This window comes from Mesorhizobium sp. M0751 (assembly GCF_040320265.1).
Taxonomy (GTDB): Bacteria; Pseudomonadota; Alphaproteobacteria; order Rhizobiales; family Rhizobiaceae; genus Mesorhizobium.
This window is the reverse complement of record NZ_JAMYPH010000005.1, coordinates 233,925-247,544: the sequence shown is the minus strand read 5'-3', so window position 1 is coordinate 247,544 and position 13,620 is coordinate 233,925. Positions and strand designations below refer to the sequence as shown.

13 protein-coding genes are annotated in these 13,620 nt (G+C 61.5%); 5 read left to right on the top strand and 8 right to left on the bottom strand.

Annotated elements, in window-relative coordinates:
• Positions 1-22: 22 nt before the first annotated feature.
• The 5 genes from NKI19_RS11330 to fghA all read left to right on the top strand — a co-directional run bounded on the left by NKI19_RS11330 (position 23) and on the right by fghA (position 6,035).
• Positions 23-1,060: a GNAT family N-acetyltransferase gene (locus NKI19_RS11330; RefSeq protein WP_352492378.1), complete on the top strand. Its 1,038-nt coding sequence runs from the start codon at positions 23-25 to the stop codon at positions 1,058-1,060.
• An 11-nt stretch (positions 1,061-1,071) separates the two neighbouring features.
• Positions 1,072-2,250, top strand: a complete 1,179-nt coding sequence (locus tag NKI19_RS11325; protein WP_352565928.1) for an alanine racemase — start codon at positions 1,072-1,074, stop codon at positions 2,248-2,250.
• 52 nt (positions 2,251-2,302) lie between these two features.
• Complete coding sequence (locus NKI19_RS11320; protein WP_352565930.1) at positions 2,303-3,577, top strand: NAD(P)/FAD-dependent oxidoreductase; 1,275 nt, start codon at positions 2,303-2,305, stop codon at positions 3,575-3,577.
• Entirely contained in the window at positions 3,574-5,028 is a 1,455-nt protein-coding gene (locus tag NKI19_RS11315; RefSeq protein WP_352492375.1) for an aldehyde dehydrogenase family protein, read from the top strand. The genes NKI19_RS11320 and NKI19_RS11315 overlap by 4 nt, the downstream gene beginning before the upstream one ends.
• Positions 5,029-5,183: 155 nt before the next feature.
• Positions 5,184-6,035: an S-formylglutathione hydrolase gene (gene fghA / locus NKI19_RS11310; RefSeq protein ID WP_352565932.1), complete on the top strand. Its 852-nt coding sequence runs from the start codon at positions 5,184-5,186 to the stop codon at positions 6,033-6,035.
• Between the two features lie 22 nt (positions 6,036-6,057).
• Here fghA and pqqE read toward each other — a convergent pair whose 3' ends face one another.
• The 8 genes from pqqE to NKI19_RS11270 all read right to left on the bottom strand — a co-directional run bounded on the left by pqqE (position 6,058) and on the right by NKI19_RS11270 (position 13,485).
• Positions 6,058-7,179, bottom strand: a complete 1,122-nt coding sequence (gene pqqE / locus NKI19_RS11305; RefSeq protein ID WP_352492373.1) for a pyrroloquinoline quinone biosynthesis protein PqqE — start codon at positions 7,177-7,179, stop codon at positions 6,058-6,060.
• Positions 7,176-7,472 (bottom strand): pyrroloquinoline quinone biosynthesis peptide chaperone PqqD, encoded by a 297-nt coding sequence (pqqD, locus tag NKI19_RS11300; protein ID WP_352492372.1) that lies wholly within the window; start codon positions 7,470-7,472, stop codon positions 7,176-7,178. Before pqqD ends, pqqE begins: the two co-directional genes overlap by 4 nt.
• Complete coding sequence (pqqC, locus tag NKI19_RS11295) at positions 7,469-8,227, bottom strand: pyrroloquinoline-quinone synthase PqqC (RefSeq protein WP_352492371.1); 759 nt, start codon at positions 8,225-8,227, stop codon at positions 7,469-7,471. The genes pqqD and pqqC overlap by 4 nt, the downstream gene beginning before the upstream one ends.
• Entirely contained in the window at positions 8,224-9,162 is a 939-nt protein-coding gene (pqqB, locus tag NKI19_RS11290; RefSeq protein WP_352492370.1) for a pyrroloquinoline quinone biosynthesis protein PqqB, read from the bottom strand. Before pqqB ends, pqqC begins: the two co-directional genes overlap by 4 nt.
• A gap of 408 nt (positions 9,163-9,570) precedes the next feature.
• A complete protein-coding gene (locus NKI19_RS11285; protein WP_352565934.1) occupies positions 9,571-10,128 on the bottom strand; it encodes a PQQ-dependent catabolism-associated CXXCW motif protein in 558 nt (185 codons plus the stop codon).
• A gap of 38 nt (positions 10,129-10,166) precedes the next feature.
• On the bottom strand, positions 10,167-11,030 hold the full coding sequence (locus NKI19_RS11280; RefSeq protein WP_352492368.1) for a substrate-binding domain-containing protein: 864 nt from the start codon (positions 11,028-11,030) through the stop codon (positions 10,167-10,169).
• Between the two features lies 1 nt (position 11,031).
• Positions 11,032-11,556, bottom strand: coding sequence for a c-type cytochrome, methanol metabolism-related (locus NKI19_RS11275; RefSeq protein WP_473559245.1), 525 nt, complete (start codon positions 11,554-11,556; stop codon positions 11,032-11,034).
• 153 nt (positions 11,557-11,709) lie between these two features.
• Positions 11,710-13,485, bottom strand: a complete 1,776-nt coding sequence (locus NKI19_RS11270; protein ID WP_502899270.1) for a methanol/ethanol family PQQ-dependent dehydrogenase — start codon at positions 13,483-13,485, stop codon at positions 11,710-11,712.
• Between the last annotated feature and the right edge of the window lie 135 nt (positions 13,486-13,620).

Genomic DNA, 13,620 nt, shown 5'->3' with positions numbered 1-13,620 from the left:
AACCACGAAGCGGCGATTCAAGGTGTCAGGTATTCCTCGCCTGATTTGCGCGATTTGGCATGCCGAGGAACTGCTTAAAACGAATAATCCCGCTGATTTGAAGGGGCAAAACAGCAGCGAAATCTGTCCGCCGGGCGCGACTCTAAGGTCCGACTTCAATCCGACTCTGGATCAAGTGACAGCGTTGCACCTTATGGCCTTTGAGCATGACAGAGATATCGTCAGCGCGCCGACCGAGCTGATGAAATTGGAAACCCGCCATTTGCCGGGCGCACTGAAGCTGTCGCAGGAGATGGCCTGGCCCTACCGTCAGGAGGATTGGGAATTTGCCCTGATGGTCGGCAAAGGCCTGGTCCTCGAGCGGGCAGGGCAGGTGATTGGCACGGCCATGTCGTGGAATTACGGACAGTCCTATGCCTCGGTCGGGATGATCATAGTTACTGGCTCCGCCCAAGGCGGTGGCAACGGCGCCCGGCTCTTTGATGGATTGCTTGAGGCGACGCACGGTCGCAACGTGCTGCTCAACTCAACCGAAGAGGGGCTGGCGCTCTACAAGCGACGCGGCTTCACTGCCTGGGGCAGGGTGCATCAGCACCAGGGCTCGCTGAACGTCGCAGTGACGCGCAGTGCTTGCGACGATATCCGTCAAGCGACAGTCTCTGACCTCGCGGCGATCCAGGCCTTCGACGAACGGGCCACGGGCATGCCCCGGCTGGCGATGGTGGCTGCGCTCGCCGATGTGGGCAACGCATTGGTCATTGAGCGCAGGGGAGGGATTGCAGGCTACGCTATCGCGAGGAGGTTTGGCCGCGGCTATGTCGTGGGCCCTTGTGCGGCCGAGAGCGAGCAAGACGCGCGGCTTCTGATCCTGGCCCAGCTTTCGAGCCTTCACGATCAATTCGTTCGTATCGACGTCTATGCCGAGGATGGATTGGGCGACTGGCTTGAGAGCCTTGGCCTTCAGCGGTCCGGCAGTGCGACGGCCATGGTCAAAGGGCAACGGCCCGTCTCCGAGCGGCCCGCCCATATGTATGCGTTGGCAAACCAGTCGTTCACTTAGGAGACGACCTTATGAACACGAGGGCGGCAAACCTGGCGGTGAGCGAGACGGCTAGGACGATCGACGCCTTGGTCACTCCGGCGCTGCTTCTCGACAGTGGGCGGCTCGAGCGCAACATCCGAGGTCTGGCCGAGCGCGCCAGGAAGCTTGGCGTGGTGCTGCGCCCGCATATGAAGACGGCCAAAAGCATCGACGTCGCCCGATGCGCGTTCCATCCAGAACCCGGTCCGATCACGGTCTCGACCATCGCCGAGGCAGAGTATTTTGCGGGCCATGGCTTTCGAGACATGACCTATGCGGTTGGTATCTCACCGGCTTCGGCTAGGCGCGCCATGGAGCTTTGTCGCCGTACTGGCGTCGACCTGAAGCTGCTGCTCGATACTGTGGAGCAGGCTGATGCTTTGGCCGACGTGCGCCAAGCAATCGGCGTGACGCCGTCCGTCTTCATCGAACTGGACTGCGATGACCATCGCGGTGGATTGAAGCCGGACGATCCCAAGCTGCTCGAGGTGGCCGACAGGGTCGTCGAAGCGGGCGCTAATCTCGTCGGCGTCCTCGCCCATGCGGGCGAGTCCTATACCTTGAGCACGCCCGATGCGCTGGTCAAGGCAGCCGAGAACGAGCGTTCGGCCAGCTTGCGCGCCGCCGAAACTTTGCGCGCTCACGGCCATGCCTGCCCGATCATCAGCCTCGGTTCGACGCCGACAGCGCATTTCGCCGAGAATCTAGAAGGCATCACGGAGCTGCGCGCTGGAGTCTACATGTTCTTCGACCTCGTCCAGCACGGGGTCGGGGTCTGTGCCATCGACGACATCGCGATTTCCGTGTTGGCCACGGTGATCGGGTCCAAGCCGGAAAAGGGATGGGTGGTGGTCGACGCAGGGTGGATGGCGCTTTCGCGCGACCGGGGAACCGCAAACCAGCAGATCGACCAGGGCTACGGCGTGGTCTGCGACGAAAAGGGGCGGGTGCTTGAAGATGTGATCGTGGCCCAGGCCAGCCAGGAACACGGTATCCTCGCCATTCGTGCCGGCTCTGGAAAGTCCATGCCCGAGCTGCCGCTCGGGTCTCGGGTCCGCATTCTGCCCAACCATGCGTGTGCGATGGCCGCCCAGCATGATTTCTACAGCGTCGTCAACGGGGACAGCCCCAAGATTGAAGCGCGTTGGGAGCGGATGCGCGGCTGGTAGAGCAACAACGCTCGGATGTCGGCCCACTCAATCAGCACTGGTGGTCAAGAAAATGAAATTTACCTCTTATTGGCTGGATACGTCTCAGCCGTTCAATGAAGGGTCGTCCAAACCGCTCGAAGGCCACTACGACGTAGCGATTGTGGGCGGCGGCCTGACTGGCTCCTCCGCCGCGCTGGCCCTTGCCAAAAAGGGCGCCCGGGTTGCCCTGTTGGAGGCCGAAACGATCGGCAGCGCCGCGTCCGGCCGCAATGGCGGGATGTGCAACAACGGCTTTGCCCAGAACTATGCAATCATGGCTGGCAAGCACGGCAAGCCGGCCACAAATGCGCTCTACAAGGCTTTCGACGCCGGCGTCGATATGGTCGAGCGGTTGGTGCAGGAAGAAAAGATCGACTGCAGCTTCTCCCGCGTCGGCAAGCTCAAGCTCGCCGCCAAGCCAGAGCACTACGACATGCTGGCGCGCAGCCAGGAACTGCTGGCGGCCAATGTCGATCCCGACACCAGGATGATCGCGCGCTGCGACCTGCGGGCGGAAGTCGGGACCAACCGCTACCATGGCGGGCTGCTCTTTCCCAAGAGCGCGGGCATGCATGTCGGCCGGTTCGTCCGGGGCCTCGCGATCGCCGCTGCCCGGCGTGGCGCAGAGGTCCATGAACGCTCGCCCGTCATGGCGATGCGCAAGGTTTCGGGCGGGCATGAGATAACGACGCCAAAGGGCAAGATCGTCGCACGGCAGGTCCTGTTGGCGAGCGGCATTTCCCAGGTTGGCCCGCTCGGCTGGATCCGCCGGCGCATGATCCCGGTCGGAGCTTTTCTGATCGTGACCGAGCCGCTGTCGCCCGACCACCTTAAGCGTCTCATGCCGACCGGGCGCATGGTCGTCGACACGCGCAACCTCGTTGTCTATTGGCGGCTTACGCCCGACAATCGCCTTCTGTTCGGCGGGAGGGCGCGCTTTGCCGTGTCCAATCCTCAATCCGACGAAAAAAGCGGCCGGATACTCAAGGCGGCGATGGTCGAGGTCTTTCCGGAACTGGCCGGCACCCGCATCGACTACTGCTGGGGCGGCATGGTCGATATGACTCGCGATCGCCTGCCGCGCGCCGGAGCGCGCGATGGCATCTATTACTCGATGGGCTATAGCGGACACGGGACCCAGATGTCGACGTTGATGGGCACCATCATGGCCGACGTCATGGACGGGCACCCCGAGCTTAATCCCTGGAAGGATTTCGACTGGCCAGCGATCCCCGGTTATTTCGGGCGCCCCTGGTTCCTGCCGATTCTCGGCGCCTATTACCGCATGAAGGATCTTGTAGGGTGATGACGCCCCTCGAACACCTGTCCCGCAACGGCCATCTGGACAAGTTCTTCATCGACGGTCAATGGGTCGAGCCGAGCGGCACCGCGACGGGCGTTGTCGTCAACCCCGCCACAGAAGACGTTGTGAGCCAGTTTCCGCTTGGAAATGGCGAGGACGTGGACGCGGCCGTTGCAGCGGCGCGCAGGGCATTCGCCACCTGGAGTCGGACCACGCCAGAAGACCGCGTGGGTCTGCTCGATCGCCTGCAAGCGCTGCTCGAGGCGCGCGGCGAACTGCTGGCTCAATGCCTGAGCCTCGAAATGGGCGCGGCGATCGGCTATGCGCGCAGCGCCCAGGTGCCGCTGGCGATCACGCATGTTAAGGTCGCTCGCGATGTGCTGACAGACTTTCGCTTCGTCAAGCAACGGGGGCAAACCGCCGTCACCCACGAACCGATCGGTGTCTGCGCCTTGATCACTCCGTGGAACTGGCCACTTTACCAGATCACCGCCAAGGTTTCGCCGGCGCTCGCTGCAGGCTGCACGATCGTGCTGAAGCCGAGTGAGCTTTCTCCCTTGGACGCCCTGCTGTTCGCCGAGGCGCTCGAGGAAGCCGGCTTCCCTGCGGGGGTTTTCAACCTCCTGCAAGGTGATGGTCCAGGCGTGGGTATGGGGCTCGCCTCCCATCCGGATGTCGACATGATCTCCATTACCGGGTCCACCCGCGCGGGCATTGCGGTGGCCCAGGCGGCAGCGACCACGGTCAAGCGTGTCGCGCAGGAGCTCGGCGGCAAGTCGCCGAACGTGATCCTGCCGGACGCAGATCTCGATCGCGCCGTTTCTCTGGGCGTAGCCGCCGCCTTCCGCAATCTCGGCCAGTCATGCAGCGCCCCGACGCGCATGATCGTGCCGCGCGCGCTGCTCTCCGAGATCGAGGCAATCGCCAAAATGGCCGCAGCCCAGATCGTCATTGGTGATCCACTTTGCGAAGCCACAACTCATGGTGCAATCGCCAACCGTGCCCAATTCGACCGCATCCAAACCATGATCGGCGTCGGCATTTCCGAGGGCGCCAGGCTACTCACCGGCGGACCGGGTCGTGCGCACGATCTGAACGTCGGGTTCTATGTGAAGCCGACCATCTTTTCCGACGTGCGCACGAGCATGCGTATTGCCCAGGAAGAGGTCTTCGGGCCCGTTCTCTGCATCATCCCGTACGACACAATCGAGGAGGCGGTCACCATCGCCAACGACACGGTCTACGGTCTGGGCGCCCATGTGCAGGGCGAGGATGTGGACGCCGTCAGGGACGTGGCCTCGCGGATCCGCTCCGGTCAGGTGCATCTCAACTACCCGGCCTGGGATCCGCACGCCCCGTTTGGCGGTTTCAAGCAGTCTGGAAATGGGCGCGAATATGGGATCGAGGGCATGCTGGAGTATCTCGAGGTCAAATCCATCCTCGGCTATTTCTAGGCGACATCTTCGTCAAGCGCAGAGCGCGCGCCCGTGGGCCGCGCCGAGCTCCTGGACTGCGCTCACCCGCCAGCCGTCCCACCAAGGTTGCCGCGATCACCCTTGATGTCGTAGAGCCTACGGTCGGGCGGTCAAAAATTGGCGGAGAAGAATATATGCCAGAGCACCCGAAACTCGTCTCGACTGCCAAGTCGCATGGCGGCGCCCAGCACGTTTACTCTCATCTCTCGACGAGCTGCTCGTGCGAAATGACGTTTGCCATTTTCGTGCCTCCGCAGGCACGGGAACGGCGTTGCCCGTTGGTGTGGTACCTCTCCGGGCTCACCTGCACCCATGCGAATGTAATGGAAAAAGGCGAATACAGACGTATTGCCGCCGACCTTGGCTTGATCGTCGTCTGCCCCGACACCAGCCCGCGTGGTGCCGACATTCCGGATGAGAAGGACAATTGGCAGTTCGGCAGCGGCGCCGGTTTCTACCTCGACGCGACGCAAGAGCCGTATGCCAAGAACTATCGCATGTATTCCTATATCGTCGAGGAGCTGCCAGCCGTCATCGGGCGCGAATTTCCCGCCGATATGGCACGCCAGTCGATCTTCGGCCATTCGATGGGCGGGCATGGTGCGCTGACGATCGCACTGAACAATCCCGCGCGTTTCAGAAGTTGCTCGGCCTTTGCGCCGATCGTGCAGCCAAGCACAGCCGGCTGGTCGAAGCCGGCTTTCGAAAAGTATCTCGGCCTGGATGAGGCCTCGTGGCGGCGCCACGATGCCACTTCGCTCATCGAGGATGGACACCGTTTCCCGGAATTCCTGGTCGATCAGGGAACGTCAGACGGTTTCCTCCAGGAGGGCCTCAGGCCTTGGCTGCTCGAAGACGCCTGCTCCAAGGCAGGCATCCCGTTGAAATTGCGGATGCAGGACGAATACGATCACTCCTATTTTTTCATTTCGACCTTCATGCATGACCATATGACGTGGCATGCCGAACGGCTTTCACGAGGGTAGGGCAGTAGGAATAGGTCGGCAGTCAGGCGGGCTCGGTGACGACGCCGATACGCCGGTAGACGAATGGTGCGTCGCTCGAAGGAACCGTCGCAGCGCGCTGGGCTTCGTCGATCAGCATTGCCATGCGCGCATGGATCGGCGATTTCGCGCAAGCTGGGTCCGTCGCGGCGGCATCGCCGGCGATTGCCATCGCCTGGCAGCGGCAGCCGCCCCAGTCGATCTCGCGCCGCTCACAGTTGCGGCAGGGCTCCTGCATCCAGTCCGTGCCTCTAAAGGCATTAAATGCAGGGGAATCGGTCCATATCGCGGCCAGGCTGCGTGGTCCAAAACGCTCGAAACTGAGCGACGGGATAGTCTGGGCGGCATGGCATGGCAGTACGGTGCCGTCCGGCGTCACCATGAAGGCGTCGCGCGCCCAGCCGCCCATGCACGGCTTGGGATAGATGGCGAAATAATCCGGCGTGACGAAATCGATGTTCATGATGCCGGTGAGCCGTTCGCGCGCCGCCGCGACGATCTCCGCCTGGCGGTCGACGGCAGCACGCTCGGGCATCAGTTGATCGCGATTGGTCAGCGCCCAGCCGGCGTACTGCACGTTGGCGATCTCGAGACGCTCCGCACCCAGCGAAAGGGCCAGTTCGATGAATTCCGGTACCTCCTCGATATTGTGGCGATGGATCGGCGCGTTGATGGTAAGCGGCAAGCCGGCCGCGCGAGCGCGGCGTGCCGTTTCCAGCTTCTTTTCGTGGCTGCCCCTGTGATTGCCGATGCGCTCGGTGGTTGCCGGCCGTGCGCCTTGAAAGCTCAGTTGCAGATGGGCGAGCCCGGCTTCGGCAAATGCCTCGATGCGGCCATCCGCAATTCCAACGCCGGCGGTGATCAGGTTGGTGTAGACGCCGCGCGCCGAAAGCCCGGCGATCAATTGCTCGAGATCGCGACGCAGCGTCGGTTCACCGCCGGACAGATGCACCTGGAGAACGCCAAGATCGGCCGCCTGCGAGAACAAGTCGAGCCAGCTCTGCGTGTCGAGTTCGCGATTGGCCTTCAGCAATTCGAGCGGATTGGAGCAATAGGGGCATTGCAGCGGGCAGCGATGCGTCAGTTCCGCCAGCATGCCGATCGGGGGGAGAGGGGGCTCACTCATAGCTTCACCAGCAGCTTGTCCGACCATTCCTGCAGGAAGGCGATGACATCGGCCGCCACAGCCTCCTGTTCGGCGTCATAATCTGCGGCAAGGCCGGCAATGATGTGGCCGACCGTGGACCGCCCATCGCAGCGGCGCAATATGTCGAGGCTGATCTCGTTTGGCCAGAACACCTTCTCGGGCGAAAGCACGGCGAACGCCTGGCGCACGGGGTCATACTGTATGCGCACGTGCTTCGGCAGCGATGGAACCGACTGCGGCGACACCATGGCTCTTTCGCGCAATGCCATCATTGGGCTGCCTCCGGACGGAAGGCGCCGGGCGGGATATTGCCCGGCTCGCCATAAGCGTGTTGAAGCGCGTCAAGCATGGTCCACAGTATATCGCATTTGAACACCAGTGCATCGATCGCCTGCTGCTGGCGTTCGGCCGTGTCGGCATGTTCGAGCACATAGGCGAGCGCGAAGTCGGCGTCGCGCGAGGCCTGTTCGGGCCGTCGGGTGAAATAGGCCAGCGTATCCTCGGTGATATAATCGTATCTGGCCAGCATCGCCGGTACCCGCTCGCCGATGATGAGCGGCGAGAACATCTCGGTCAGCGACGACGCAACCGCCTCCAGCAGGGTCCGGTTCGTGCAAAAGGAGAGGTAAGCGCCAACCGCAAAACGTGTCGCCGGCAGGGCCAGCCTCTCGCTCTTCACCGCGTCGGCATCGAGACCGAGCGAGGTCGCCAGGTGCAACCAGCGCGCAATACCGCCGCTCCAGCCGTCCTCGCCGTCATGATCCTCGATGCGTTTGCGCCAGGCGGCGCGAAACGCCGGATCCTCGGCATGCGCGAGAATCATGGCATCCTTGCGCGGAATGACAGCCTGATAACAATAACGGTTCAGCGCCCAAGCCTGCATCTCGGTCCTCGACAGCGCACCGCTGGTCATCCTGTGATGGAAAGGGTGACGGTTGTGATAGCGCTCGGCACCGACCTGCCGCAGCACGGCTTCGAGCTCGCTGGAGGACAGGCCGTTCTTGGCCGCGTCGCGGAAATCACTCAAAGGTCCATCTCCATCCCGTCGCGGGCCACTTCCCAGCCAGCCGCTTCGACTGCTGCGTGTTCGGCAGAATTCTCGTCCAGAACAGGGTTGGTGTTGTTGATGTGGACAAAGACACGGCGGCCGATCCTCACATCGGCCAAGCCGGCGATCGATCCCGCGTCTCCCGACATTGCCAGATGCCCCATCCGCGCACCGGTCTTTTGGCCGACGCCGGCAGCAATCATCTCGTCGTCGGTGAAGACCGTGCCGTCGAACAGAAGGCATGCGGCATCGGCTAGACGCCTGCGCAGGGTCGCATCGATGCGGGCGCAGCCGGGGATGTAGAAGACGGAGCCGCGACTGTCGACACTGGCGATACGAACGCCGATCGTGTCGCCGGCATCGGAGCTGAAATTGGCATCCGGCTGGCCTTTTTCTTCGAGATAGAGGGCAATCTTCCCGGGCACGGGAAAGCTCTCGACAGCCACCCCGGTGTCGTGGCCGTCTGCATCGCAGATCGACAGTTCTTGCGCAGGCGGCAAGATGCGTCGCGGCACGAGCGCCGGATCGAGGACATTAAAAATCGAATTCGCCTCCAGCGTCGCCAGAACCTGTGTCGTTGCATAGATAGCGAAAGGCTGCCGCTCACGCAGGCTGAGCAGGCCGGCGACATGATCGACATCGGCATTGGTCAGCACCACCGCGCGAATAGGTGTCGAGCGCAGCGGCGCATCGTGCGCGGGCTGCAATTCAGGCGTTGCCGCGATCTGCTGGCGAATGTCGGGCGAGGCGTTGAACAGAACCCAGCCAAGCCCATCCGCCGACGCGGCGACACTCGATTGGGTTCGTGAATGCACGCCACCTACCCCGGTGCGAGCCGCACGGCTCAGACGATAATTGCAGTTCCATTGCGGAAAGCCTCCGCCGGCAGCCGACCCGATGATTCTCAAGCGCATGAAAACGCCCGCCCCGCGGCTTCGCTGACCAGCAGCCAATTTGCAGCCGCAAAAAACGTCCCGCCCGCTCTGCGTGCCTCAAACTCTTTCACGAAAATTCCATGCGGCAAGGGGATGCGTGCCCCCGTTGCCAGGGACACGCACCTCTGCGGCCTACTTCTTGGGAGTAATTTCAGCAGGCAGATACCGCGAAATTTCAAAGCCCGCAGCAACCTGGCACATGGTCGGTTTTGTCCAGCTCTTCTTCATAACATTTCTCCTCTTCTACCAGCCCGAAGGGCCGATGCTGTCGCTAGTCAGCCATTGCAGGGCACCGAAGCAATGGCTCGTCCATCAGGTTCAAAATGGACAAATGAATCGATAGGTTTTTAAAAGTCGAAAAAAATCGAAAATAGCTGTGGTCTTTCTTCAATTGTTCATCGCGTAGCGTTTCTTCTCCTCAAGCGGAAGACTTGCACCTTCCCAGCCATCCGCGCCGAGCGGATACCAGATCACTGAACTGTAGCCCCACTCGACTGCCCGTTTCGCGGCATTCCACGATATCCAGCAATTCGTCATGCAATAGAACAGTATCGTGCGCGATTTGTCGGTGCCGGCCGCGGCTGCGAGGCCTTGGCGAAAGTAGCTGGCGGTCTCCTCCGAAATAGCGCCGTATCCCGCGTTGGCCAGCCATATGCTGCCTGGAATGTCCTTTCTGACCTTGTCTCTCCATATCGTTCCAGCCGGCAGAGTGGTCGGCTTCGGCGTGTTCGGCATCACGTCGAAGAAGACGGCCTTTTTCCCTCGCCACAGCGCTTCCGCCTCTTCCGTGGTCACCACTGTCGCACCCTGCAGCGTGTCCGGCACGGGTGCCCGGTATTCGTCCAGCCGGTAGCCAGCGGGCTCGTCAACCCCGCCTGCCCATGCCGGCTCCGCAATGCCCAGGAGGCCCATCATGAGCAGCAAAACCGCTTCCTTTCCTTTCATCGCCTGCCACATTCTGGCCTCTGCCGGGCCCGTCCCAACTATTGTGTGATCGGATTGTCATGCTCGTCGATCAGCGGCACGTTGTAGCTGAGCAGGATCTTGATGATCTCCGCCTGGTTTTCCCTGATCACCCGGTTGAGCGTCCGCTTCCATTCCTGGTCGGACGGGCGTACGCCCATGGTGATGCGATAAGACATGCGCGAGCCGGTTCTTTCCTTCAGCAGCGGAACGATCGTGACGTCGGCTCCGAGTTCCCTGGCATAGTAGCCCGCCATCGGGCCCCACAGGACCGCCGCGTCGATCTTGCCGGCGAGCATGTCCTTGATCATGACCTCCCCCATGGAAGGGGTGACGCGCGTATCCACCGCCAGCGGGTAGATCTTGGCGGTCCGCAGAAGCTTGTTGGCGGCCATGTTGGCGGTTGGCGGCGTGCTTTCGACGACGCCGATTCTCTTGCCGGAAAGTTTCGGATCTTCGATCGTCTCGACGCCTTCCATGCCGTTGCCTTTCGGGTAGACGAGCACATAGGCGGAGCGGTAGTAGGCATTGGTGTTCTGCACCAGTTCATCACCTTGGGCGTAGCCCATGATGATGTCGCATCGGTTGGCCCCAAGCGTGTTGCGCACAAAGCCGGTGACGGTGGGAAACCACGTATAAGCGACTGATTTCCGCCCCGTCTTCTTGGCAACCAGTTCAGCCAGCTTGTTTTCGAAGCCTTGGCCGTTCTTGTCGGTAAAGGGCATGTTCGAGGGATCTGCGCAGACGCGCAGATTGTCGGGATCGACCAGTTCTCCCGCGGCGCCAAGCCCGGCATTTTGTGCCAGAACATTCGACGGCAGCAAGGCGAGCGCGCCGAGGATCGACAGAACGATGCGTAGCTTCGATGCAGTGCAGCCGGTCATATCATCCACCCATGCAGGATGCTTCGGCATCCTTGGCTGCCTGGGACTTGTTTTCGTGCTTGGGCGGCCTGCCGCGGGGTGCGGCGCCATCGGCGCGCGCGCGCAGATAGACGTAGAGATCGTCCAGGTAACAATAGACGTTCTTGTTGTCGCCAAAGGCAGGCATGACATTTTCCTTGCCGCCGCCGACATTCTTGCGGCCCTCGGCGACGATCGACAGGAACGTGGCGTAATCCATGTTCTTCAGGCTGTTAGCCAGGGCAGGCGCATAGCTCGAACCTGTGGCGTCCTGTCCGTGACAGACATGGCAATCTGAGTGATACCGGCGGTACCCGCTGAAGGTGTACCAATCGACGGTTCCGTTTTCGATCTTGTAGGTCGGATTTCCGTCCGCATCTAGATATTTGCCTCCTTCTTGCTTCACCGCCTTGGCTTTTTCCATGCTGTCTTCGGCCCGTACCAGACTTGAGCTGGCCAGAGGCAGCAGGACCAGGGCGAGAGCGGAAACTGCAATGCGAACGATCATTCAGACTCTTCCTTCGTTTGCCAGAAACCCTGGCTGCCGTCGTGCAGCGGCATTGATCGGTGTTGGGTGCGCGGCGCAATCGAGAGCCCGGTTCCCGGCTTCGGGTGGCCCGGGCTCTCGTTTTCGAACCTGGTCGTTAGGCTCCTCCGGTTATCAGTCCGGGAGGCCGAAGACGGTGAGCTGGCCGCCCAGCGTCGTATAGTCGGCAAGTGCCGCGTAACCGCCGACGGCACCCAGACCAGCGGTTCCAACGACTGCGGCCTGGTCGCCCTGCGCACGGCCCTGATCAACGGCGCCATGCCAGGCAGCGGCGTTGTCGGGCGAAAGCAGCCCACCTGCCAGACCGATACCGGCCCATCCACCGACGCCGGACAGAACGGCGATGTACTGCTTGCCGTCATGCTCGTAGGTCGTGATGTTGCCGATGATGCCGGACGGGGTCTTGAACTTGTAGAGCTCCTTGCCGTCCTTATCGACCGCCTTGATGTAGCCTTCGAGGGTACCGTAGAAGACGACGTCGCCATCTGTCGCCAATGCGCCCGACCACACCGAGAACTGCTCGGGCTTCGACCAGACGATCTCACCCTTGGCTGCATCCCAGGCAATGAAGTTGCCCATGTTGCCGTCACCGCCAGGCGCCGCATACATCGACACGGTGGCGCCCACATAGGGCTGACCGGCGGTGTAGCTCACTTTGTAAGGCTCATAGTCCATGCAGACATGGTTGGTCGGCACGTAGAACAACCCGGTCTTCGGCGAGTAGGCGGCCGGCTGCTGGTCCTTGGTTCCAAGCGCGGCCGGGCAGATACCGGTCGAGTTGGTGTCTTCGCCGTTCTGCTGGGTCGAATACTTGGCTACCACCTGCGGGCGGCCATACTGGTCGCTCTTGGGATCCATGTTGACTTCCGTCGCCCAGTTCACTGCCGGATCGTATTTTTTGGCGACGAGAAGTTCGCCGGTGGCTCGATCCATTGTGTAGGCAAAGCCGTTGCGGTCGAAATGCACCAGCACGTCGTGCTTGGCACCGTTGACCTCTATGCCATCGACGAGAATCATCTCGTTGATGCCGTCATAGTCCCACTCGTCATGCGGGGTCATTTGGTAGAGCCATTTGGCAACACCGGTATCCGCATCGCGAGCCATGATTGTCATGGACCAGCGATTGTCACCCGGGCGCTGGACCGGGTTCCACGTCGAGGGATTGCCGGTGCCGTAATAGACCAGGTTCAGCTTGGGATCATAGGAATACCATCCCCATGTCGTGCCGCCGCCCGTCTTCCACTGTTCGCCTTCCCAGGTGTTCGTGCCGGAATCCTTTCCGACGGGCTTGCCGAGATGGGTCGTCTTCTCGGGATCGAGAAGGGTGTCTGCATCAGGACCTTCCGAATAGGCTTTCCAGGCGAGCTTGCCGTCTTTCAGATTGTAGGCGGCCAGCCAGCCGCGAACACCGAATTCAGCACCGGAGACGCCCACGAGCACCTTGTCCTTGATGACTACGGGTGCCGACGTGCCGGATTCGCCCTTTCCGCCGTCGGTCTGGTCGCCGTTCTTGACAGACCAGACGACCTTGCCGGTCTTGGCATCGAGCGCGACGACGGTGGTGTCGGCCTGGTTGAGAATGATCTTGCCGTCACCATAGGCAACACCACGATTGACCGTGTCGCAGCACATGATCGGAATGACGTTCGTGTCCTGCTTGGGCTCGTATTTCCACAGGATCTTGCCGTCGTTCTTGAGATCGAGAGCGAAGACGTTGTTTGGAAAAGGCGTGTGGACATACATCACGTCGCCGATGACCAACGGCCCGCCTTCGTGACCGCGCAGCACGCCGGTGGAAAAGCTCCATTTGACCTGCAGGTTCTTCACATTGTCGGCAGTGATCTGGTTGAGTTTGGAATAGCGGGTGTTGGCGTAGTCACCCGTCTGCATCGCCCAGTTCTTCGCATCCGATGCGAGCTTTGCAAGGTCTTCATTGGCCGAAGCCGTATAGGCAGCGCCGAGCGATAAAAACGCCGCGGTCGTCAGAATGTAAGTAGTTTTCGCAAGTACACGCATCCAAAATCC